The sequence below is a fragment of the Virgibacillus indicus genome (genome assembly GCF_002266285.1).
GTDB classification, from domain to species: domain Bacteria; phylum Bacillota; class Bacilli; order Bacillales; family Amphibacillaceae; genus Virgibacillus_K; species Virgibacillus_K indicus.
The window spans coordinates 34,291-56,725 of sequence record NZ_NPMS01000005.1 but is presented as its reverse complement, the minus strand read 5'-3'; the positions used below and the strand labels follow the sequence as shown (position 1 = coordinate 56,725).

19 protein-coding genes are annotated in these 22,435 nt (G+C 40.4%); 17 read left to right on the top strand and 2 right to left on the bottom strand.

Annotated elements, in window-relative coordinates:
- Positions 1–6 precede the first annotated feature (6 nt).
- The 3 genes from melA (at position 7) to CIL03_RS11475 (ending at position 3,114) form a co-directional block, all read left to right on the top strand.
- The gene (gene melA, locus CIL03_RS11485) at positions 7–1,305 is read left to right on the top strand and encodes an alpha-glucosidase/alpha-galactosidase (protein WP_094886006.1); all 1,299 of its coding nucleotides are present in this window, start codon (positions 7–9) and stop codon (positions 1,303–1,305) included.
- 135 nt (positions 1,306–1,440) lie between these two features.
- Positions 1,441–2,082 carry a bifunctional 4-hydroxy-2-oxoglutarate aldolase/2-dehydro-3-deoxy-phosphogluconate aldolase gene (locus CIL03_RS11480; protein WP_094886005.1) on the top strand — a complete coding sequence of 214 codons (642 nt, stop codon included), beginning with the start codon at positions 1,441–1,443 and terminating at the stop codon, positions 2,080–2,082.
- A gap of 18 nt (positions 2,083–2,100) precedes the next feature.
- On the top strand, positions 2,101–3,114 hold the full coding sequence (locus tag CIL03_RS11475) for a 2-dehydro-3-deoxygalactonokinase (RefSeq protein WP_094886004.1): 1,014 nt from the start codon (positions 2,101–2,103) through the stop codon (positions 3,112–3,114).
- A 145-nt stretch (positions 3,115–3,259) separates the two neighbouring features.
- Here the strand turns inward: CIL03_RS11475 and CIL03_RS11470 are convergent, their stop codons facing one another.
- Positions 3,260–4,144, bottom strand: coding sequence for an SMP-30/gluconolactonase/LRE family protein (locus CIL03_RS11470; protein WP_240508057.1), 885 nt, complete (start codon positions 4,142–4,144; stop codon positions 3,260–3,262).
- A gap of 263 nt (positions 4,145–4,407) precedes the next feature.
- On the opposite strand from CIL03_RS11470, the gene CIL03_RS11465 reads away from it, so the two are divergent.
- From CIL03_RS11465 to CIL03_RS11405, 13 genes are all read left to right on the top strand, one after another.
- Entirely contained in the window at positions 4,408–5,391 is a 984-nt protein-coding gene (locus tag CIL03_RS11465; RefSeq protein WP_094886003.1) for an SGNH/GDSL hydrolase family protein, read from the top strand.
- 132 nt (positions 5,392–5,523) lie between these two features.
- Positions 5,524–6,438, top strand: a complete 915-nt coding sequence (locus CIL03_RS11460) for a Gfo/Idh/MocA family protein (protein ID WP_094886002.1) — start codon at positions 5,524–5,526, stop codon at positions 6,436–6,438.
- A 432-nt stretch (positions 6,439–6,870) separates the two neighbouring features.
- Complete coding sequence (locus tag CIL03_RS11455) at positions 6,871–7,179, top strand: PTS sugar transporter subunit IIB (protein ID WP_094886001.1); 309 nt, start codon at positions 6,871–6,873, stop codon at positions 7,177–7,179.
- A 24-nt stretch (positions 7,180–7,203) separates the two neighbouring features.
- A complete protein-coding gene (gene celB / locus CIL03_RS11450) occupies positions 7,204–8,496 on the top strand; it encodes a PTS cellobiose transporter subunit IIC (protein ID WP_094886000.1) in 1,293 nt (430 codons plus the stop codon).
- A gap of 65 nt (positions 8,497–8,561) precedes the next feature.
- On the top strand, positions 8,562–8,867 hold the full coding sequence (locus tag CIL03_RS11445) for a PTS sugar transporter subunit IIA (RefSeq protein WP_094885999.1): 306 nt from the start codon (positions 8,562–8,564) through the stop codon (positions 8,865–8,867).
- A 74-nt stretch (positions 8,868–8,941) separates the two neighbouring features.
- On the top strand, positions 8,942–10,330 hold the full coding sequence (locus tag CIL03_RS11440; RefSeq protein WP_094885998.1) for a glycoside hydrolase family 1 protein: 1,389 nt from the start codon (positions 8,942–8,944) through the stop codon (positions 10,328–10,330).
- Positions 10,331–10,509: 179 nt separating this feature from the next.
- Positions 10,510–12,444, top strand: a complete 1,935-nt coding sequence (locus CIL03_RS11435) for a BglG family transcription antiterminator (protein WP_094885997.1) — start codon at positions 10,510–10,512, stop codon at positions 12,442–12,444.
- 676 nt (positions 12,445–13,120) lie between these two features.
- Positions 13,121–14,107 carry a sugar-binding protein gene (locus CIL03_RS11430; RefSeq protein WP_094885996.1) on the top strand — a complete coding sequence of 329 codons (987 nt, stop codon included), beginning with the start codon at positions 13,121–13,123 and terminating at the stop codon, positions 14,105–14,107.
- Positions 14,104–15,546: a sensor histidine kinase gene (locus tag CIL03_RS11425; protein WP_094885995.1), complete on the top strand. Its 1,443-nt coding sequence runs from the start codon at positions 14,104–14,106 to the stop codon at positions 15,544–15,546. Before CIL03_RS11430 ends, CIL03_RS11425 begins: the two co-directional genes overlap by 4 nt.
- Positions 15,527–16,936 (top strand): response regulator, encoded by a 1,410-nt coding sequence (locus CIL03_RS11420; RefSeq protein ID WP_094885994.1) that lies wholly within the window; start codon positions 15,527–15,529, stop codon positions 16,934–16,936. The genes CIL03_RS11425 and CIL03_RS11420 overlap by 20 nt, the downstream gene beginning before the upstream one ends.
- A 102-nt stretch (positions 16,937–17,038) precedes the next feature.
- Positions 17,039–18,331 carry an ABC transporter substrate-binding protein gene (locus tag CIL03_RS11415; protein ID WP_094885993.1) on the top strand — a complete coding sequence of 431 codons (1,293 nt, stop codon included), beginning with the start codon at positions 17,039–17,041 and terminating at the stop codon, positions 18,329–18,331.
- A gap of 74 nt (positions 18,332–18,405) precedes the next feature.
- Positions 18,406–19,344 (top strand): carbohydrate ABC transporter permease, encoded by a 939-nt coding sequence (locus CIL03_RS11410; protein ID WP_094885992.1) that lies wholly within the window; start codon positions 18,406–18,408, stop codon positions 19,342–19,344.
- A gap of 71 nt (positions 19,345–19,415) precedes the next feature.
- The gene (locus CIL03_RS11405; RefSeq protein WP_420855415.1) at positions 19,416–20,168 is read left to right on the top strand and encodes a carbohydrate ABC transporter permease; all 753 of its coding nucleotides are present in this window, start codon (positions 19,416–19,418) and stop codon (positions 20,166–20,168) included.
- A gap of 586 nt (positions 20,169–20,754) precedes the next feature.
- Here CIL03_RS11405 and CIL03_RS11400 read toward each other — a convergent pair.
- Positions 20,755–21,168, bottom strand: a complete 414-nt coding sequence (locus tag CIL03_RS11400) for a hypothetical protein (RefSeq protein WP_094885990.1) — start codon at positions 21,166–21,168, stop codon at positions 20,755–20,757.
- Positions 21,169–21,466: 298 nt separating this feature from the next.
- Here CIL03_RS11400 and CIL03_RS11395 point away from each other — a divergent pair, with 298 nt between their 5' ends.
- Entirely contained in the window at positions 21,467–22,414 is a 948-nt protein-coding gene (locus tag CIL03_RS11395; protein WP_094885989.1) for a nuclease-related domain-containing protein, read from the top strand.
- The last annotated feature ends 21 nt before the right edge of the window (positions 22,415–22,435 follow it).

The following is a 22,435-nucleotide window of genomic DNA, read 5'->3' as shown; positions in this document are numbered from 1 at the left end:
AATTATATGTCTAAAATTACATTTCTGGGTGCAGGAAGTACGATTTTTGCGAAAAATGTGCTTGGTGACAGCATGACAGTACCAGCTTTACAGGATTTCGAATTTGCTTTGTTTGATATTGACTATGAACGATTGAAAGATTCAGAAACTATGTTGAAAAACTTAAAAAAGAACTTGAATTCATCTGTAAATATTGTAGTATATACTGACCGCAAAGAGGCTTTACGAGGTGCAAAGTATGTAATAAATGCTATCCAGGTTGGAGGCTATGATCCAAGTACAATTATTGACTTTGAGGTTCCGAAGAAATACGGCCTCCGGCAAACAATTGCTGATACAGTGGGGGTTGGCGGGATATTCAGAAGTTTAAGGACGATCCCGGTAATGATGGATTTTGCAAAGGATATGCAAGAGGTATGCCCGGATGCCTGGTTTTTAAATTATACAAATCCGATGGCTGTCCTTACAGGAACGATGCAGCGATATGGCGGCATAAAAACAGTGGGATTATGTCACAGTGTACAAGTCTGTGCAGATCATTTGCTGAAGGACTTGGATATGCCTGCTGATAATGTACAATGGAAAATTGCAGGAATTAACCATATGGCCTGGCTGTTGGAAATAAGCCGAAATGGCAAGGATTTATATCCGGAAATTAAAAAGAGAGCATTGGAAAGACAGAAGACAACACACGATGATATGATCCGATATGAACTTATGCAGCGGTTTGGCTATTATGTGACAGAATCATCCGAACATAATGCGGAATATCATCCATACTTTATCAAGAGCAGCTATCCAGAATTAATTGATCGTTTCAATATCCCTTTAGATGAATATCCACGGCGCTGTGTAAACCAGATTGAAGAGTGGAAGGAAATGCGTGAAAATCTGATCAATGATAAAGATTTGACACATAAAAGGACTTATGAGTATGGATCCTATATTATGGAGGCAATGGAAACGGACGTTCCAATAAAGATTGGCGGGAATGTGTTGAATACAGGGGGATTGATCAGTAATCTTCCAGATAAAGCGTGTGTAGAAGTTCCATGTATGGTAGATGCAAGCGGAGTAGCCCCAACAACTGTTGAACTGCCGGAACAGTTAGCTGCATTAAACAGAACAAATATCAATACACAGCTGCTGACAATTGAAGCTGCTATGACACAGAAAAAGGAACATATTTATCAGGCAGCAATGCTGGACCCGCATACGTCAGCAGAGCTGTCCATTGATGATATTGTGTCATTGTGTGATGACCTTATTGAAGCACATGGTGACTGGCTGCCAACGTATAAGTAGATATAATAGATTCCTAGTGTTCTCATTTATTTAGCAGTTAAGAAAGTATAACTGCTTTCTTACTGCATAAGTGCAACTAATAATTGTTTAAATGAAATTATACTTGTAAAGATAATTATAAGGTGGTTGAAACGGATGACTCCAATGGAAATAATCTTAAAGGAACAGCTAATCTCCATAATCCGGATAGAAAATAGCAGCACGATCGAGCAGATTGTATCGAGCTTATATAACGGAGGGATTCGTGTCGTTGAAATAACAATGAACACCCCTGGTGCACTCGATGCAATACGAAAAATCAATGAATTATTTCCAGACATGCTGGTTGGAGCGGGGACGGTTTTGAACGCAGAAGCAGCAGAAGAATCAATTCAGGCAGGTGCAAAGTTTCTATTGGCACCAGCCTTATCCCAATCCACGATCCAGGCAGGAAGTAGAGAGGGTGTCCCTGTTATTCCTGGTGTGATGACACCAACGGAAGCTTTGACTGCTTATGAATATGGTTCAGAAATGGTTAAAGTGTTTCCGGCAAGAACTTTAGGTACTGAATATGCTAAAGATCTTGCTGGTCCATTGCCATTTATCAAATTAATGGCTGTAGGTGGAATTACCCTGAACAATGCGCAAAATTATTTAGAATCTAGCTGGCATTCTCTCGGAATAGGAAGTGAATTGGTAAACAGCAAGCTTGTTGCTGAAGAGAACTTTGAAGAGATTGAAAATAAAGCTAGAAAATTTATAGAAATCAGAGAGAAAATTAATTTTTTATCTTCATAAGAAGTGTGGTGAAAAAAAGTGTATATTATTTTAATAGACTCTGGGACCACTAACTCCAGAATAAGATTGGTCCATGAAGAGTCCACTCAATTAATAGATATCATAAAAATAGAAGTGGGTATACGAAATACAGCAATCGATGGTAATAATCACAGCCTGAAAAGTGAAATCACTCAAGGGATCAGGGAGCTAGTCCGGAAAAATAAATTGGAGACAGCTCAAATTAACTACATAATTGCTTCTGGAATGATAACGTCGAATCTCGGTCTTTATGAAGTGGATCATGTGACTGCACCAGCGGATTTAGAAGACTTTGTTCATCATTCGAAAACAGTAATTTCAGAGGATTTTTACCATATTCCATGTTTATTTGTTCCTGGTATGAAAAATAGGCATGACGTTTCTGATGAAGGCTCAGTAATCGACCAAATGGATATACTAAGGGGAGAAGAAGTGGAAACGATTGGTTTGCTGGAACAGCTAAAGCCTGCAGGTAAAGGGCTGATGATATTGCCGGGCTCGCATACGAAATATTTATTAATTGATGAAGATCAGACATTTCTTTCATCATTTTCTACACTGGGCGGTGAAGTCCTGCATTCTATTAGCTCCAGCACCATTTTGTCTGATTCCCTAAATACAACATTAATAGAAAGCTTAAACAGGCATCAGCTGATTGAAGGGTATAAAGCCGCAAAGAAAGTCGGTTTAACCAGGAGTTTTTATCATATTCGGCTATTGCAGCTGTTTTCTGAATTAGATGACAATGAACGGGCTAACTATTTTGTTGGTGCAGTTCTTCAAAGTGATATGCAGGCACTCCACTCATTTATTGGTAACGAGGAAAATTTGGATTGGTTTGTTGTTGGCGGAGCAAGTCCATTAAGAGCTGCATTTGTCCAATTATTGAAAGAGGAATATCAAGAAATGGATATTATTGAGGCTTCAAATGAGCAAATAGAGAATGCGCTAATCTATGGGGCTCATCGAATTGGAAGGAATTACGTTGAAAATCAGAATGAAAAACAGTGATTCGTTTTATGTAATACATCCTTATTATCGGAGATTCGAAAACTAGATTTAACATCCTAATGGCAGGGAGATGAAATTAATACCAGCAGGAGCTTCAAATGATGGAGCTAATAAGGAAGTCTTGCAACTGCCCTATTTTCCCTTATTATGCTCCATCATATTTATAAGCAGGAAGCCCTTTGGTTTTGGTTTTTATACGAAATATTCCCCCTGCTGATGGTTCATTATTAAGCGCTTTTTCATCAAGTCCCACTCTCGCAGAAGTTATATAAAGTTCGTCCATATTCTCACCACCGAAGGTACAAGAAGTGACCTGTGAAGCAGGAACACGAATTGTTTCAAGACATTTACCGGTTGAGGGGTCCCATCTGGAAACGTGTCCGCCGCCCCATGAGGCAACCCATATCATTCCTTCCACATCAATGGTCATCCCATCTGGTACTCCTTGACCTGCAGGGAAACTCACTGCAGCCTTTTTTTCTCCAAGGGTGCCATTCTTTAAATCATAAGGGAACGAAACAATTTCCCGTGTAGGTGTATCGATATAATACATTGTTCGGTGATCGGGACTCCAGCAAAGTCCATTTGAAATACTGACCTGAGAGAGCACCTTCCGGCATCCGGTTTTGGAATCGAGACAATATAACGCAGCTCTTTGCGATTTTCCTTCCATATTCATGGTGCCGGCCCAAAAACGGCCAGCTGGATCGCATTTTCCGTCATTAAAGCGATTATCATGGATACCCGGCTCCGGATCATAAATATGCTCTGTTCTGCCTGTCTGCAAATCTAGCATATAAAAGCCATTTTGCATGGCGCATAGGAGCTTTCTGCTGGAATTTGTAGGTGCTGCTGATCCAATTAGCTGGTTGACGGTGATGTAATCATATTCCTTCGACTGTGGTTTATAACTATAGATTCGTTTATCCTCGATATCGATCCAATGCAGCTTCTGCTTATCTGAATCCCACCAAGGTCCTTCTCCTAATATGTTTTTTGTATCAAGAACTAGTTCAGCATGCAGAGTCAATTTTAGTACACCTCTAATATAAATTTGATAATCTGAAACATTTGGTTTGAAAGGAAAGAGCTTACGAATGTTACATAGAATCTTCCTTTATTTAAAAGTTCGCTAAATTCTTTTATGAAATTCCAGCAGTTTGAATTAAATTAGTTTAATTTTGAAAATATGGAGACTTAGAATAATCATAATACAAATGTTTAAAGAATCAAAACCTTTTAACTGAATTTTTTTATTTTTAAATGAAATTTTTTTAATATGGGGGAAAAAGAATGGAAATCAATCACTGCCTGATAAATCACAACTTTTTTAAAGGCTGTTTACATGTAGTTGAGGTTCAGGATGGATTTATACCGGTTCGCTTTACAAGGAAACAGCTTTATGAGTTTTCCAAAGAGGAAAGATACTGGCCGAGGATACGCTGTTTAGCAGGAATTTCTCTGGAGTTCAGCACTTCCACTGCATTTATCAAGTTTCGTTTTACAATGAAAAACTTTGTTCGTAATTGGCTGCATTTTGATGTTTATATTAATGATGCTTTCTATAAAAGTGCAGAATTTAACCCGATTAAAGATGGGTATAATGAATTTTATCTTGAACTGCCGCCTGCAGCCGCTCAACTAAATAAGGTTGTCATTTATTTCCCGCATAACCTTGAATTGGTGATTCACCAATTTGAAATTTCAGATCATGCTGTATTTAATCCAGTAGAGAACTTAGAAAGAAGTCTGCTTTGCCTGGGAGATTCAATAACCCAAGGGATGGATGCATTGCACCCATCTGCCATTTATCCTGCCATTCTAGCACGAACTCTTAAGATGAATCTATTAAATCAAGGGGTTGGAGGTCATGTGTTTGATGCAAAATGTCTTGATGAACACTTACCTTATAAACCTGATATCATTACAGTTGCATATGGTACCAATGATTGGGGAAGATGCGACAGTATAACACAATTTCGTGATAATTGTTCTGATTTCTTTCAAAAGTTATCCTGCTGCTTCCCTGCTGCGGATATTTTTGTGATTACTCCTGTATGGAGATCGGATTGGAAGGAAAGGAAATTAACTGGTTCTTTTTCAGATGTTGGAGAAGTTATTGAGGAAGTTTGCAGCAGCTATCAAAGAATATCGATTATTAATGGTCTGGATCTTATAGCCCATCAGTCAACGTATTATAATAGTGACGGGGTACACCCAAATGATGAAGGTTTTTCAAAAATGGCTGCAGCACTTACGAATGAAATATTGAAGTAATCTGGGGTATTACACCTTATTATTTAAACCTCATTCCATATTCCGCCTGAAATGTTTCACCAACCCTGAGTTTGTTAATCATTTTGCATTCTTTACCCAGAAAGCTACAATAAAACAAGAGGTGATTTGATAATGAGAAAGCTGCGTGTTGGAATGGTTGGGTTAGGTGGTATTGCTCAGAAGGCATACTTACCAACGCTCACCAAAGAAATAGATTGGGAGTTTGTTGGTGCATTTTCCCCAAGTGCGGATAGAAGGAAACGTATTTGTAAGCTGTACCGAATACAGGAGTTTTCCAGTTTGAGTCAATTAGCGGAAAATTGTGATGCGATGTTTGTACACAGTACGACGGCCTCCCACTTTGAGGTGGTGTCAGAACTTCTAATGAAAGGGATAGACGTTTATGTGGATAAGCCACTGGCATCAACAATTTTGGAAGCGGAAAGACTCGTTGAATTAAGTGAAAAACATAGAAGAAAGCTAATGGTGGGATTTAATCGGCGGTTCGCTCCAATGTATATGGAAGCAAAAAAAATGGCCGGGCAGTTGGATTGGGTGCGATTTGAGAAGCACAGGATGAATGGAATTGGTCCTCATTCCTATAAATTTACAATATTGGATGATTATATTCATGTGGTTGACACCGTTCGATGGCTGGCAGATGATAATTTGAAAATGATGTATGAAAATATGCATCTAAATAATGAAAACCAGCTTATTCATGCGCAACATACGTTTGAAACATCTCAAAAAGCGACGTATACTACAGCGATGCATCGTAATGCCGGAGCGGATCTTGAGCATTTGCAGCTCTTTTCGGATGGTATAGTTATAAGTGTTGAAAATATGCACATGATGAAAATAGAACAGAATGATACAATTACGACGAAAACTCCACCATCATGGGAAACGCCAGGAAAACAGCGTGGGTTTGAAAATGCGATAAAGCACTTTATGGAATGTATTCAAAATGATGAACAGCCGATTGTTGATGGATTGGAAGGTCTGAAAACGCAAATCGCTGTGGAAGCATTGTTAAACAAATAATGATAATAAGAAAAAGTTCTTTACATGACTGATGTAGGGAGCTTTTTTATCTTCCAGCTTAAAATTAATAAATGTAAACATAAGATAAAACTCCTCCGTGGTGGTTCGCGTGACGTCTGCTCAAAGTCGTGCGACAGCCCCAAAAAGTCGCGCGACACCCGCTTAATGACGCGCGAGAGCCCCAAAAAGTCGCGCCATATCATAGCTTTATTGGAATATCGCGCGACATTTCACATGGTTCGCGCGACTCCCGGGCTTTGTTGCGCGACTTTTGACTTCAAAAATCGCGGATTCCCACCCCCAAGTAAAACCATTGTAAACGCTTAATCATTTCCGCCACCAGACGGAAAAAGAATGTGTGTAGATGAAAGCGTTTTTATTCTAAACTATAATTACAACTTAAGTACTACAACAATCAAGGAGGAATTGTAAATGAAACGTATATTATTAGCATGTTCATCAGGTATGTCAACAAGCTTGTTGGTGAAAAAGATGGAGGAAACAGCGAAAGAAAAAGGTGTTGAAGTTGAGATTTGGGCTGTGGCTCAGGATAAAGCTCCTTCCGATATGGAAAAGGCGGATGTTCTATTAATTGGACCGCAAATGAGATTTATGAAGAAGAAGTTTGCCAAAGTGTCTGATGAAGTTGGTATTCCATTGGATGTCATTGATCCAGTAGCATACGGACGAGTTGATGGAGAGGCTGTTTTAAATAAAGCCCTCGAGTTAATTGGTGAATAATAAAAAAGTGGAGGAAAAGAAATTATGAATAATAAATTCATGGAATTTCTGGAAAACATGTTATTACCCGTTGCAGACAAGTTAAATAACAATCGCTATTTATCTGCATTACGCGATGGTTTTATGGTAGCATTGCCATTAATTATCTTCGGTTCAATCTTTGTAGTTATTGCAAACTTCCCGTTCTTGGACAAAATGATTAGTGAAGAGGCATTTACTGCATATCAAAATGCATTAGGACCTGCGTCTGCTGCGACATTGAGTATTATGGGATTGTTTGTAATTATTGGTATTGGTTATAAATTAACCGAACATTATGGGGGAGAAGCGATTTATGGTGGGGTTGTGGCACTTTCAGCTTTTCTTATATTAACACCACAGGTCCTTGAAGGAGTATCTGGTGTGATTCCAACAGCAATTCTTGGTGCAGAAGGGATGTTCCTTGGAATTTTCACTGCATTTATTGCAGCAGAGCTTTATCGTTTTTTTGTACAAAAAGACTGGACGATTAAGATGCCTGCTGGTGTTCCAGGGGCAGTTGCAAAATCATTTAGTGCATTGATTCCAATTACATTGACGCTAACTGTATTTTTAGTTGTTCGTATCATCTTTAGTTATACACCATTTGATACCGTTCAGAACTTTATCTATACAATTATTCAAGAGCCGTTAACCGCATTAGGAAGCGGTTTGCCAGCAACAATTATTGCAGTATTGCTGATTCAAGTATTCTGGTTCTTTGGCTTGCATGGGCAAATCATTATAAACTCTGTATTTGACCCGATCTGGTATGCATTAAATGATGAAAACTTACAGGCATTTCAAGCGGGTTTAGAACTGCCTAACATTGTAACAAAGCAATTTATAGATTCATTCCTTGTCGGTATGGGTGGTACAGGTATGACATTTGCTATTATTATTCTGATCTTCATGATTGGACGAAGCAGGCAGCTGAAGGAATTAGGAAAATTAGGTGCTCCAGCGGGTATATTTAATGTTAACGAACCGATTATTTTTGGGTTGCCAATTGTTATGAACCCTCTGATTCTCATTCCATGGCTGGTTGCACCAGTTGTTGTAACGATCATTACGTATTTTGCCATGTCAACAGGTTTAGTTCCACCACCAGCCGGGATTATTGTTCCTTGGACGACACCACCTATTCTAAGTGGATTCCTGGCAACAGGTAATGCATGGCAAGGTGCAGTTCTGCAAGCATTTAACCTATTGGTTGTCGTTATTATTTGGTGGCCATTCCTGAAAATACTGGATAAAAACTATTACGAAACTGAGAAAAAAGGCGAAAGTAAAGAATAGAAAAATAACGGCCTCAATGAGCGCTTGCGGGGCCATTTTCATTAGACTTCAGAGGTGATTAACATATGGATAAAATGACAGAAATTGCTTTCCAGATTATTTTACATGCCGGAAATGGTAAATCCAGTGCAATGGAAGCGATACAAGAGGCAAAAGCAGGAAATTTTGCAGAAGCGGACCGATTAATTGAAGAAGCAGGTACAGAATTAGGTGAAGCACATGGACACCAAACAAAGCTGCTTCAAGAGGAGGCAAGTGGTGAGGGACAAGGCGTTAACGTTATTTTAGTTCACTCACAGGATCACTTAATGACTTCCATGACGGTAAGGGATCTGGCTATTGAAATTATTGAAATCTATCGAAATAAATAGAGGGAAGGTACAAAAAATCGGATAAAATTTTATCCTCATTTTGAACACTTAACTTAAACAGGAGGAATGCATCTATGTCAATAAACTATAAATTTCCAAAAGATTTTTGGTGGGGAAGTGCAACATCTGCAACGCAAATCGAAGGTGCAGCAAATGAAGGTGGAAAGGGTAAAAATATTTGGGACCACTGGTATGAAACAGAAGCCAATCGCTTTTTTGACAATGTTGGCCCTGAATCAACTTCTGATTTCTATCATTTATATAAAGAAGATATTAAATTAATGAAGGAAATTGGTCACAATACATTCCGCATGTCTATTTCCTGGTCCCGATTAATTCCAGGCGGACGCGGTGATGTAAATCCTGAAGCGGTGACATTTTATAATAATGTAATTGATGAACTAATTGCGAATGATATTGAGCCATTCGTAAATCTATTCCACTTTGATATGCCATTGGAAATGCAAAATGAAGGCGGCTGGGAAAATAGGGAAGTTGTTGATGCTTACACGGACTATGTCAAAGAAGCTTTTCGTTTGTTTGGTGACAGGGTGAGCAAATGGTTTACATTTAATGAACCAATTGTTCCGGTAGAAGGCGGATATTTGTACGATTTCCATTATCCAAATGTTGTTGATGCAGGCCGTGCAGTCCAGGTAGCATATCATACGATGATTGCACATGCTCAGGCGGTTGAAGCTTTCCGCGAATTTGATATAAAAGATGGCAAAATCGGGATTATTTTAAACCTGACACCATCATATCCAAGAAGCCAAAACCCTGCTGATTTAAAAGCTTCACGAATAACGGACTTGTTTTTCAACCGAAGCTTCCTGGATCCGGCAGTACTAGGGGAATACCCAGCGGAATTAATTGAAATTTTAAGGGAGCATGGCCAATTACCGGTTACGAAAAAAGGTGACGCTGCTTTATTAAAAGCGAACACTGCAGACATCCTGGGTGTCAATTATTACCAGCCACGCCGTGTGAAAGCAAAGGATCATTTACCGAATCCGTATAGTCCGTTTATGCCAGATTGGTATTTTGATAACTATGAAATGCCTGGAAGAAAGATGAACAAATATCGCGGATGGGAAATCTATGAAAAAGGGATCTATGACATCATGATTAACCTGAAAGAAAACTATGGAAATATTGAGTCATTTATCTCTGAAAATGGAATGGGAGTCGAAAATGAAGGCCGTTTTGTGGAAGACGGTGAAATTCAGGATGATTACCGTATCGAATTTATTAGTGAACATTTAAAATGGCTGCATAAAGCGATTGAAGAAGGATGTAACGCAAGAGGGTATCATTTATGGTCATTTATGGATAACTGGTCATGGATGAACGCTTACAAGAACCGTTATGGTTTCATTTCTGTTGACATCAAAACACAGGAAAGAACCCTGAAAAAAAGTGCTCATTGGATAAAAGAAGTTTCCAGGAATAATGGATTTTAATAGTCCTTCGTGCTTCCTGTGATGATAATTATGCCGAAAGCACATAACAACTATTTTCCACAATTTATAAATCAGTAGTATAATGAAGGTACAAAAATCCTGGGTTCTGGTTCACGATATGAATCAGGACCTTTTAATATTCAGGGCAGAACAAGACACTGATAAGGAGAAAAGGCATTATGTTGAACTCCCGATTGAAAACAATTTTACGTAAATTAATGACTGCTGAAGGACCGCTCACAGGAAAATATCTGGCAAACATAAACCAAGTAACATCGCGGACGACAAGAGAAGATGTGAAAAGTTTAAATGGATTACTTTGTGAGAATGGAGCAAATGTTGATTCCGTTATGGGTAAAGGTTATCAATTAGTCATTGACGATGATAAAAGTTTTCGCAAATTTTTACAATCTATATTTAAAGAAGAAGCTTCTGATGATACATTTACCCCGAAATCCCCTGAAGAACGGGTAAACTATTTAATCAAACGTCTATTGTTAAGTGAAGGATATGAAAAGCTTGATGATTTGGCAGACGAGATTTATGTCAGCAAATCAACGATTCAAAACGATTTAAAACATGTGAAAAACATATTGGCTGAATATGAAATTCGTCTGGAGTCACGCCCAAATTATGGATTAAGGATTACGGGAAGTGAGCTGAAATGCCGTTTTTGCATGTCAGAATATTTATTTGAACGCAATGATGAAGCAGGTGATTATTTAAGTGAAGCCGGGCTCACGACCGTAGCACAATCAGATTTGGATACGATTCAAACTATAATTTTGAGGCAAATAGAAGAAAACCATATCACGATGTCAGATATAGCGATAAATAATCTTCTGATACACATTGCAATTGCTTATAAACGAATTATAAGCGGATATCATGTGACATTATATCAGTCTGATATGCAGCATATTATTGACCAGAAGGAATATCTGGTAGCACAGAAGATTGTCAGGGAAGCTGAAGATACATTTCATGTGGAATTTCCACAACCTGAAATTGCTTATATCGCCATCCACTTACTCGGAACAAAAATGCTATCCCAGTCAAATGATTCCAAAGAAGTAGTTGAACAAGTTCTGGATGAAGGTGTTTACCAGCTAGTTATGAATATTCTCGATAAAATAGAAGCAGACTTCAAACTGGGAATAAGCCAGGATAAGGAATTGATTATCGGCCTTGGACTACACTTAAAACCCTCTATCAATCGTTATAAATATGGAATGAATGTAAGAAATCCGATGCTGAAAAATATTAAGCGAAATTACCCGCTGGCTTTTGAAGCGGGAATCCTGGCCGGAATTGCAGTAGAAGAGCATCTGGGAATCGAAATTAATGAAAATGAAATTGGATACCTTGCACTTCATATTGGTGCAGCTATCGAAAGGCAGAAATTAAAATCCGGTCCGAAGCGATGCCTGGTTGTATGTGCATCAGGTTTAGGAACAGCCAAACTGATTTATTACAAATTGAAATCCCAGTTTGCCAGGGAAATAGACGTTATCGGAACAACAGAATATTACAAGCTTGAAAAATATGATTTAAATGATGTTGATTTTATTGTCAGCTCCATTCCAATAGCGGAAGAATTGCCTGTTCCGGTAGTTGAGGTAAATGCAATACTGGGCGAGCAGGACCTGGAAAAAATAAAGAAATTTGTAGCTCCGGGAAGGCAGAGTGTATATGATTATTTTCAAAAGGATCTCCTATTTTTAAAGAAAAGCTTTGCTTCTAAAAAAGAAGTTCTGGAATTTATGCATAATCAACTGCATGAAAAAGGCCTCGTTGAAGCTGGATTTCTGGATGCTGTAAAAGAAAGAGAGGAAATAGCGCCTACATCCTTTGGCAATCTGATAGCAGTGCCCCATCCAATAACACCTAAATCAGATACGACATTTCTCGCAATATGTACATTGGTAAAACCGATTACATGGCACGATAAGCCAGTTCAATTTATATGCTTTCTCTGTGTAAAGAAAAACAGTACGGAAGATCTGCAGTCAATGTATGATTTGCTGGGAAAAATTATTGAGAACGGTCCGGTTGTTCAGAAATTGGTTAGTTCTGGAACGTATGAGGAGTTTTTGGCTGTTTTGGAAAGCTGACGGGACTATTGAGTTAAATGTTGAGAGAAGTTGAGACACACAGACCGGAAGTCGCGCGACACATGCGAAGAGTCGCGCGACACATACTTGATGTCGCGCAACATTGTAATAAGGCGGTGTTATTGCGCGAGTTTCCCTGGGTCTCGCGCGAGTTCACATGGCAGTCGCGCGACTTTAAGTGGGTCTCGCGCGACTTTCCCAGCTTTTAGGCTCCACCAAGTACACGCGCATGCTGGTAAGGTCTTTTATAAAACCGGTTTTTAATTAATTTGCCCTTTAATGTATTTGACCTTAGTAAAGTAGGTTTTAATTAACTAGTGGCATTATTTAAATCTAAAGTTGTGCGATCCATCTGGTAACTCGCGCGACACAGACCGGAAGTCGCGCGAAACATCCGAAGAGTTGAGCGAGAACCTAATAAAGCAGTGTTATTGCGCGAGTTTCCGCAGGGCTCGCGCGACTTCACATGGCGGTCGCACGACTTTAAGCGGATCTCGCGCGACTTTCAGTCCGTATCGCGCGACCCGGCCGACTCCCACCGCCCGACCGCAGCCCCCCAGCAAGCCCACCGACCGACCGCACCACCAGCCCCTCCCAATATTACACAGCCTAGTTTATGTCAACTCACCCTTCTCATGCTAAAATAAACTTAAACGCTTACAGGCAGGTGAACCCAATGTCCAGCAATACAAAACAATTCCTATACACTCTATCCGGCCTCTTCTTCCTCATCAGCTTCCTAGGAATGCTGATCTACGGATACAAAACATTCTACATCGAAACGGAGGCAACAAAGGCAAATGAATATACCTACCATTTTGCGCTGATTGCGGAGGAGACGGAAAATGACTACTGGCGCATGATTGAGGAAGGTGCGACTAATGCTGCAATAGAAAATGAAATTTATTTGGAGTATGTGGCACCGAAGAAGGCGGATAATGATGAGTTGCTGGGGCTGTTTGACCGGATGATTTCTGCGAGGGTGGATGGGATTATTATACAAGGGGTTGAAGGGAGGCGCTTTGTTGATCTTATTCATAAGGCGGTGGAGCGGAATATCCCAGTAATTACGATTGATACGGATGTGAAAAGCAGCGAGCGCAAGGCATATGTGGGAACGGATAACTATTATGCTGGGCAGCTGGCTGCTGAGACGATTATAAAAAATACGACAGGGGAGCAGTATGTTGGGATTGTGACAGGAAGGTTTGAGGCAATTAATCAGCAGGAGCGGATTGCTGGTTTTAAAAAGGCGATTGAATCTGAGCACCGTATCCATATTGCCGCGACAAAGGAATCGAATATTACGGAAATCGGTGCAACACAGGCAACCTATTCCTTGCTCAAGGAACATCCTGAAATCACGGCATTGGTTGGGACCAGTGCGCTTGATGGGATTGGCATGGTGGAAGGCCTTCAGGAAATTGCTCCGAAAAAGCAAGTATACATAACAGCATTTGATGTGCTGCCCGAAACACTTGAGCTGATACGCGATAATAAAATCGATGCGACAATTGCACAATATCCAAAGGAAATGGGTGCAGAAGCGGTGGAAGTAATGATTTATCTTCAGGAAAAGGGTCTGGTGGAAAACGAAATTTTTACAGAAACCAGAATTATCCAGAAAAGTGACTTGCATCAGTCTGAAGGCAGAATACAATGAAAACAATCCGCGGAAAACTATTAGTCTATTTTCTGGTATTTGTCGTATTATTTCAGGTGACATCAATTTCTATTTTTATCAGTTCAAATGAATTAACGAAAAGCTATCATGACAGCTTTCAGCGCTTCCTGCTGCTGAACTCTATTTCACAAAAGTCAGAAGACCTGTATTCGGAAACGAAAATAGTTGTAACAGAGTCCAATTCGGATAATGAGAAGGATTATTTTGATGCAAAGCAGCGTCTTGAAAGTGAAAAGGATCGTTTGGAAAGCTCATTTGATGATGCCAATAAAATAGAAATAAAAAACTATATCAATTTAATAGAGACATTTATTCATGAAACCGAACTTACCGTAGGCTTCGTTCTGCGGGATGATATTGAATTTTATACCGCTCATCTGGAGGAGGCCAGAACGGCTTCTGATTATATCCAGGAAGCTGCACTTGAAATAATTGATGTAGAGCTGACAGATTACCAGTCATTCTATCAAAATCTGCAGGAGCGAAATGAAAACTTCCTGCTGTTTACGGTATTTTTATTTGTGACAACAATTCTTCTGGCCGTCTTTTTTGCGCTTTGGTTTTCCAAAGGGATTACACAGCCGATCAACAAATTGGCACATGCGGCGAAGGAAGTTTCGGAAGGGGATTTGCTCGGGGATCCGGTTGAGATTCAGTCAAACGATGAATTGAAACTGCTCGGAAATGCCTTTAATGATATGCGCGGGGATATACATAAGCTTGTTGAGGAAATAAAGGATCAATCCGAGCTGGACCGTTTGCTTAAGGAAATGGAATTGAAGCATTTGCAGAATCAGATCAACCCGCATTTTCTGTTTAATACGCTTAATACACTATCGAAAATGGCCTATTTGGAAGATGCGAAATCAACATCAAGGCTGATTGATTCAGTGGCAACACTGCTCAGACATAGCTTGGGTGAGATTGGAAAGAATGTTTCGCTTCGTGATGAGGTTGAGGTTGTCAGAGATTATTTCCACATTCAAAAAGTGAGATTTTCGGAGCGTGTCCGTTTCAAACTGGATATTGATGAGAGCTGTCTGGCGGTTGAAGTGCCGAGATTAACCCTGCAGCCATTGGTCGAAAATGCCTTTATCCATGGAATTGAGGAAAAAGAAGAGGGTGGCGTGATCCAGTTAAAAATCTATCAGACTGGCGAAATCATCCATGTGGAAGTCAGTGATGATGGGGTTGGAATGGATCAGGAAAAAATCAGCCAGCTGCTTTCACAGGCAAAACCAGATGAAGAACATGTCGGGCATTCAACAGGGATTGGATTGTCAAACGTGATTCGCCGACTGCAGTTGCAATACCAGAAAGAAGATGTGGCAGATATTGAGTCAGAACTGGGAAAAGGAACAACAATCCGCTTAAAATTGCCAATACAGGGGGAGAAACATGCGAATTTTAATAGCTGAGGATGAGCTGCTGGAACGAAAAGCAATGAAGAAATTCATCGATGATAATTTTACAAATATGGCTGTCATTGGTGAAGCAGCGAATGGCCGAATGGCAATCGAACTGGCTGAATCTCTGAATCCGGATATTATATTGATGGACATCAAGATGCCAGGAATAAATGGGCTGGAGGCAATTGAGGCGATTAATGCAAAGCACCCTCAGGTAAAATTTATTCTTGTTTCCGCTTATGATTCCTTCGATTATGCAAAGGAAGCGATGCGATTTGGCATCAAGGATTATATATTAAAGCCTGGCAAGAAAGAGGAAATTGTTAAAACATTGCTGCGAGTGGCGAAGGAAATTGAAGCCGAGCGGGAAAACACACTGAAATCAGCGGAGCTTTTAAAGGAAAAGTTTATATCAAAAGCAATGCAGCTGCCGCTTGCTGGTGATTTTACTGCGTTAAAGGAAGAAATCTTTCCCGAAATGAAGAGCGGCTGTTTTTTCGTGATAAAATCACTGGCTGAAAGTAATAGGCAAGCAGCTGAACAAGCTGTAAAAGCAAATATCGACGGAGAATACATTCTGCATCAGGCGGATGGCAATCTGGTGCTGTGCATCTTGGCATCACAGGAAATCAAAAAGCCGGATGTACTGACCCTTGCGAGAAAGCTCTCCATTGCAATTGGAGAAACCAACTATATTGGTGCTGGCTTTCCTGTTCAGTCTCTGGAAAAATTGCCGAAGTCCTATCATGATGCATATGCTGCCAGTGTTCAGCTTGCAAATGAAGGAAAAAGCAATTATGGATTCATGCAGACTGTTTCAAAAAATAATCAAAATGCGGTCGAGCAGATTAGTCATTTGGTGGAAAAGGGACATGCAAGTGAGGCGGTTATGAATTATAAAAAGCTTCATCTAACCGAAAGTGAGAAGGAAGATTTGTATATTGCAATTAAAAATATAATCGATGCTAAGCAGATAACCTTGCCGAAAACTTCCTTTTCTTCATTATATACAGAAGCCGACTGGCATTCTTTTCTTCATTTATGCTGCTTAGGAGTGAATGAATACTATCAGTCGAAAAACTATATCGAGAAAGCAAAGCAGTATATTCATGAACATTTTAATGAAGCTATAAGCCTTGAGGATGTTGCGGTATCTGTAGATTTGAGTCCAAATTACTTTTCGAATATGTTCAAGCAGGAATTTGGCATGTCATTCATTGACTTTTTAACAAAGGTCCGTCTGGAAAAAGCAAAGGAGCTAATCGAAGGAAATTCGCATTCCTTGAAGGAAATCAGCTTTATGATAGGCTACAAGGATCCGAACTACTTCAGCAGGGTGTTCAAGAAGTATTATCAAGAGTCCCCGAAGCAATTTCAGCAGTCCATCTTTAAAAAATGAAGAAAACCGTAAAAGAATACAGAAATTTTACAGCTGAGATTGCTGGAACTTTTCTATAATTAAACTTGAAAGCGTTATCAAATCATAAAGGGGGACAAAGAAGTGAAGAAATTATATGGATTTTTATTATTTGCAGCACTTGTGCTTGTACTGGCTGCGTGCAGCTCAGACTCTTCCGGTGAATCGGATGCTGAGGATTCAGGTGACAGTGAAGGGTCTGCAAGTGGGCAGGTAGAGATCTTCAGCTGGTGGACTGGTGCCGGGGAAGAGGATGGTTTGCTCGCATTAATTGATTTATTTGAAGAAAAACATCCGGACATTGCCGTTGAAAATGCTGCGGTTGCAGGTGGTGCTGGAACTAATGCGAAAGCAGTGCTTGCAACAAGAATGCAGGGAAATGATCCGCCATCAACATTCCAGGTGCATGGTGGTGAAGAGCTGAATAAGAGCTGGGTGGCAGCAGATAAGATGGAACCGCTGAATGATTTATATGAAGAAAATGAGTGGATGGATAAATTTCCGGAAGAGCTGATTGATCTTGTGAGCAACGATGGCAATATCTATTCCGTTCCAGTGAACATTCACCGTGGAAACGTTATTTTTTATAATATGAAGGTATTTGAAGAAAATGGAATTGAAGTTCCAACAACCTTTGATGAGTTTTTCACTGCAGCAGATAAATTGCAGGAAGCTGGAATTACACCATTGGCATTAGGTGATAAAGAATCATGGACAGCTACACAGATTTTCGAAAATGTGCTTTTAGGTGTGCTTGGACCAGATGATTATAATAAGCTTTTCGCTGGTGAAATCGGCTGGGATGATGAACGTGTCGTGGAAGCGGCAGAAATTTTCGGGAAAATGCTTGATTATGTGAATGAGGATCACGCATCCCGCAACTGGCAGGATTCCGGTCAGCTCGTTGCAAATGGCGAGGTTGCCATGCTGAATATGGGTGACTGGGCAAAGGGGTATTTTGCCAATGACCTTGATCTGAAAACAAATAAAGACTTTGGCTATTTCGCATTCCCGGGAACAGAAGGCAGTTTCCAAATAATTACCGATACATTTGGATTGCCTAAGGGTGTTGAGAATGTAGAGGATGTCGAGAAATTCCTGACTGTTCTTGGGTCAGTGGAAGGACAGGATGCATTTAACCCGTTAAAAGGTTCGATTCCTGCACGTGTTGATGCAGATCCGGAAAAATATGATCAGTATGGAAAAGATACAATGGAAGATTTCAAGAATTCAAGATTGGTTCCAAGTCTGGCTCACGGATCCGCGGCATCTGAAGGATTCCTGACAAAAGCAAATCAGGCTGTAAATATTTTTGTTACACAAAGAGATGTTGATAATTTCATTCAGGCATTGCAAAACGCAGCACCTGAGATGTAAATAGGATGAGGCCGCCACTAGGTTAGGTGGCCTCTTCTTCATACAGAGAGACCTCAGAAGCAAGGAGGATTAACATGGCGAAAGAAGTACAACTGAAATCGAAAAAAAGAATAACGAAGGATCATTGGACGGCGATTGCTTTTTTGATACCGTCATTTATATTAATTCTTGTTTTTGTTTATGGATTTATCGGCTGGACCGGATATGTTTCCGTAAGTAATTATAATTCACTAATCCCCGATTTCTCCTTTGCAGGGTTAAAAAACTACATATATCTATTCAATGATTTCCGTTTCCAGGCCGATTTACGAAATACATTATTTTTTACGATTTTATTTATTGGACTCGTTATAGTCATTGGAATGGGTCTTGCAATCTTAATTGACCAGAAGCTGAAAGGGGAAGCTATCTTTCGGAATATTTTCCTGTTCCCAATGGCATTATCGTTTATCGTTACGGGTGTTGTATGGCAGTGGCTGTTAAATCCGTCAACTGGATTCAACCAGTTTTTGAGCGTGTTTGGCATCCAGCCGAAATGGTACACGGATACGAATATACTTGCAGGATTTGAATGGGGAAGCATTGAATTTGGATTGCCTGTCGCAATTATTGCCGTTGTCATTGCAGCGGTCTGGCAAATGACTGGATTTTCGCTGGCAATGTACTTAGCAGGACTTCGCGGCATTCCGGATGAACTGCGGGAAGCGGCACGAATGGATGGTGCGAGCGAATTCCAAGTTTACCGGAAAGTGGTACTGCCGATGCTTATGCCGATTACGATGAGTGTCATCATTATAATGGCGCATATTTCGCTGAAAATATTTGATTTAATTTATGCGATGACAGGCTCCGGTGCGAATTTTGTTACCGATGTGCCAGGGGTTTATATGTTCGAAACGACCTTCCGGGGAAATTATTATGCAAACGGTGCAGCAATCGCAATTATAATGCTGCTTCTGGTGGCGGTATTCATTGTTCCATATCTGTGGAACAGCAGAAAGGGTGAACAGTAATGGCACCAACATTCAGTATCGGAAAATTCATCAAATATTTCATCCTGGTATTTTTTGCGATTATCTTTCTAATGCCCATTTACGTCATTATTGTCACGAGCTTAAAGCCGCTTGATGAAGTATCACTGGCAAACATGTGGACATTGCCAACAGCCATCGACTTCAGCTCTTACGCGGAAGCCTTCTCGAATCTGGCGCCGAACTTCATGAACAGTATTTACCTGGTGGTTCCGGCGACACTGCTGTCCGCTCTGCTTGGTGCAATGAATGGATATGTTTTGTCGAAATGGAAATTTAAAGGCTCCGACATTATCTTTACATTTATCCTGTTTGGAATGTTTATCCCTTATCAGAGTATACTGATTCCGCTGATTCAGTTTTTGCGCACGATTGATTTATATAACACAATTCCTGGATTGATTCTCGTGCATGTCGTCTACGGCCTGCCAATTACAACCCTGATGTTCCGGAATTTCTATGCAAACATTCCCGATTCCATGATTGAATCTGCCAAAATTGACGGCGCAAACTTTCTGGGGATATTCCGGCACATTATCATCCCATTATCAATTACGGGTTTTGTTGTTGTGGCAATCTGGCAGTTTACTAATATCTGGAATGAATTCCTGTTCGCTGTTACGATTACAACGTCGGACCAGCAGCCGGTAATGGTTGCACTGCAGAATCTATCAGGCAGCCAGATTGTACAGTGGAACGTGCAAATGGCTGGTGCACTGCTCGCAGCACTGCCAACATTACTGGTTTATATATTTTTAGGAAAGTATTTTGTGAGAGGACTGCTTGCTGGGTCTGTGAAGGGGTAGCGGTTTTGGCTGGGATAGCACTGGCGTGGCGCGCGATCGTGGGGCGCGACGCGGCTGGGAAGTCGCGCGAGAACCTCTCGGAGTCGCGCGAACCATCCGGTTAGTCGCGCGATAACCATAAAATGTAAGCCGATTGCGCGAGTTTGAACTGGAATGGCGCGAGTTTTCATGGTTGCCGCGCGACTTTGAGGCAGCCACGCACGACTTTTTGTGCCAGTCGCGCGGATATCCACCAATACTTACTCAAACCCATCCCATACAGACCAAAGCTCAACTTTCCCTTCAGCCTCTCAAACTAAAGACCATTCAAACTGGAATGTGTGATCGGACTGGTTTGCTGTGAGATCTTCAAATACGCATGATTCTTCGACTGGGATTTAGCAGTTTGGCGGGTATGGAGGGAGGAGGCAATATTGCTGGAACCCTAAGACGCAGCAGCTGCATCGCAATAAATTCTTTAAAAGTAAAAATGGCTGGATACAAATGACCCAACCATTAATCTTTTTATAAAATGAGGTTTTTCTGAAGAACTATTCTAAGAAGTTAGTAGAAGAATACGATGGGATTTGATTAGTAATGAAACCTTTTATTTCATTCCCATCGTATTTTTAATGCGATGTATATCCACTTTGTTTGCCCAGGTATCATCACGCAAGAGCACTAAATTAGTGGAAATATTACTATTTTGCTCTTTTAACAAACCAAACTCCTTTGCATTTGAAATTTTCATTCCATCGAACTCAGCTTTCAAATGTTCCTGACCTGCAATGAGGGCCCGAAGTATTTCACCATGCTCGCCGAATTGTGTGCTGTGATTATCATGTTTTTGACTGTGCTCATCCAACTTCTGGCTATGCTCCCCAAGAATTCGTGTGTGCTCATCCAACTTCTGGCTATGTTCCCCAAGAAATCGACTGTGCTCGTCCAATTTCAGGCTATGCTCATCCTGCTTCCCCATAATCTGTTCCAGCATTCCAATTATCTGATCTTCTTTTTCCATGCTTTTCACCTCCGTTTCGATACACATATTATAGCATGGTTTCAAGCGAACAAAACATGACATTTTATTTATAAAATAATAAACAAAAATATTTTTACTCAGCAAATTTCAGTTTTGAATCTAAAACCTCCTCCATATTTCTAAAATGGAAATACCAACCGGAATTTTACTGATCTATACCCAAGGAAAACACAATTTTTCTAGCTCTGCCAGCTTTTTACCCATCTTGCTTTTATCCATTTATATAGTATGATATTAGCAAAAAGAGGGACGTAATCCCTCGTCAGGGAGGGCAAAAATGATAATAAGAAGGCGAACAAAACCACTTGTATTGCAAAAATATGATGCAACCGTTCCAAGGCTGAGGCCGAATTTTCCGCAATTGCAAGAAGTCCAGCGGGAGCAGGCAGTCAGGACGAAAGGCTTTGAAGGAGAGAAGGCGGTTGATTATCACATCGATTTTCTGGCAGCCGAAGCAACGATTCTGCATGACGTATGCCTCACCGTGATGGGGAAGTCATTCCAAATTGACACCCTCGTAAACACTCCCCATGCGATATTTCCCGTTGAAAGCAAAAATTACAGTGGGGCAATTACGTTTGATACCGTTCTCCGCCAAATGATCCGCGATGATGGGCGAAAGGAAACAGGATTCAATTACCCCGTCACGCAAGCGGACCTTCAGAAATTCAAACTTCAGATGTGGCTTCAGGAGCGCAATTTCCCCGATATTCCCATTTACCCCTTTATAGCAATCAGTGACCCGGCAACAATTATCAAAGTGAAGGGGGATGATCAGGAACTTGCTAAGACAGTTGCTCATGGGGCTCATATTCCAGGAATGATACTCGCAAAGAATAGGGAGTATGCGGAGAAGCATGCCAAAATAGATGACAGAAAAATAGGAAATGCCATTTTAAGAGAATGCAGGGAATTTGATATAGATATCATTAAAAAACATAATATAAAAGCTTCCGACCTCATGCCAGGAGTGGCATGTCTCGTATGCGGGGTGGTTGGTATGAAACGGATTCATGGCAACTGGGAGTGCGGGCGCTGCTTTAACCGTTCGAAAACTGCGCACCATAAAACGATTGAAGATTATTTGCTGGTTGTTAAACCATGGATAACGAATACAGATTGTATGCAATTTTTAAATATAAAATCCAGAAGCGCAGCAACTAGAATACTGCAATCCAGTGGTCTAATCTATGAGAAAAAGTATAAGAGATGGGTGAAAGGATAATTTTATTAAAACCTTTACAGT

Excerpts from the sequence above, each read along its gene's own strand:
- melA (WP_094886006.1), top strand. The coding sequence starts at position 7 with ATGTCTAAAATTACATTTCTGGGTGCAGGAAGTACGATTTTTGCGAAA.
- CIL03_RS11480 (WP_094886005.1), top strand. The coding sequence starts at position 1,441 with ATGACTCCAATGGAAATAATCTTAAAGGAACAGCTAATCTCCATAATC.
- CIL03_RS11465 (WP_094886003.1), top strand. The coding sequence starts at position 4,408 with ATGGAAATCAATCACTGCCTGATAAATCACAACTTTTTTAAAGGCTGT.
- CIL03_RS11460 (WP_094886002.1), top strand. The coding sequence starts at position 5,524 with ATGAGAAAGCTGCGTGTTGGAATGGTTGGGTTAGGTGGTATTGCTCAG.
- CIL03_RS11455 (WP_094886001.1), top strand. The coding sequence starts at position 6,871 with ATGAAACGTATATTATTAGCATGTTCATCAGGTATGTCAACAAGCTTG.
- celB (WP_094886000.1), top strand. The coding sequence starts at position 7,204 with ATGAATAATAAATTCATGGAATTTCTGGAAAACATGTTATTACCCGTT.
- CIL03_RS11445 (WP_094885999.1), top strand. The coding sequence starts at position 8,562 with ATGGATAAAATGACAGAAATTGCTTTCCAGATTATTTTACATGCCGGA.
- CIL03_RS11440 (WP_094885998.1), top strand. The coding sequence starts at position 8,942 with ATGTCAATAAACTATAAATTTCCAAAAGATTTTTGGTGGGGAAGTGCA.
- CIL03_RS11435 (WP_094885997.1), top strand. The coding sequence starts at position 10,510 with ATGTTGAACTCCCGATTGAAAACAATTTTACGTAAATTAATGACTGCT.
- CIL03_RS11430 (WP_094885996.1), top strand. The coding sequence starts at position 13,121 with ATGTCCAGCAATACAAAACAATTCCTATACACTCTATCCGGCCTCTTC.
- CIL03_RS11425 (WP_094885995.1), top strand. The coding sequence starts at position 14,104 with ATGAAAACAATCCGCGGAAAACTATTAGTCTATTTTCTGGTATTTGTC.
- CIL03_RS11420 (WP_094885994.1), top strand. The coding sequence starts at position 15,527 with ATGCGAATTTTAATAGCTGAGGATGAGCTGCTGGAACGAAAAGCAATG.
- CIL03_RS11410 (WP_094885992.1), top strand. The coding sequence starts at position 18,406 with ATGGCGAAAGAAGTACAACTGAAATCGAAAAAAAGAATAACGAAGGAT.
- CIL03_RS11405 (WP_420855415.1), top strand. The coding sequence starts at position 19,416 with ATGCCCATTTACGTCATTATTGTCACGAGCTTAAAGCCGCTTGATGAA.
- CIL03_RS11400 (WP_094885990.1), bottom strand. The coding sequence starts at position 21,168 with ATGGAAAAAGAAGATCAGATAATTGGAATGCTGGAACAGATTATGGGG.
- CIL03_RS11395 (WP_094885989.1), top strand. The coding sequence starts at position 21,467 with ATGATAATAAGAAGGCGAACAAAACCACTTGTATTGCAAAAATATGAT.